This window comes from Prevotella sp. SGI.167, from assembly GCF_050313615.1.
Classification (GTDB): Bacteria; Bacteroidota; Bacteroidia; order Bacteroidales; family Bacteroidaceae; genus Prevotella.
The window spans coordinates 1-496 of sequence record NZ_JBNPLT010000129.1 but is presented as its reverse complement, the minus strand read 5'-3'; the positions used below and the strand labels follow the sequence as shown (position 1 = coordinate 496).

The following is a 496-nucleotide window of genomic DNA, read 5'->3' as shown; positions in this document are numbered from 1 at the left end:
GAAGGTGGCAGAATACGTGGCGAAAAGTGGCGTATATAAGCCTTCTGAACTTCAGAACTTAAAATACGACATGAAAGAGTTCCTGGAGGAATGGAAAAAGATGATCCCTGTGGTGGAAGCTGAAGAGCTTGCGAAACTGGATAAGTCACCGAATAATCCAGAGACTCGCGTTACCCCTCATCTCATCAGCCGTCTTGCCGCTGGTGAAATCTTTGTATTCGGTTCTAACGCCATGGGATATCATGATGGTGGTGCGGCAAAGACAGCCCTGGAGAAGTTCGGTGCCATCAGAGGTCAGGGACATGGTTTGCAGGGAAAGAGTTACGCCATCGATTCAATGAGTGGTATGGAATCTATGAAAAAGGATGTGGATGAATTCATCGAGTTTGCCAAGAATCATCCTGACAAAACATTCTTTGTGACATTGATTGGTTGCGGTATCGCCGGATATTCTCCTGAAGAAATGGCTCCTCTGTTTGAAAGATGTTACGATCTT

General features: G+C 45.6%; 1 protein-coding gene. It reads left to right on the top strand.

All coding sequences use genetic code 11. From position 1 onward, the window contains the following. The coding region (locus ACQRBJ_RS16195; protein WP_445304256.1) for an A1S_2505 family phage non-structural protein at positions 1–496 on the top strand (496 nt) is incomplete at both ends.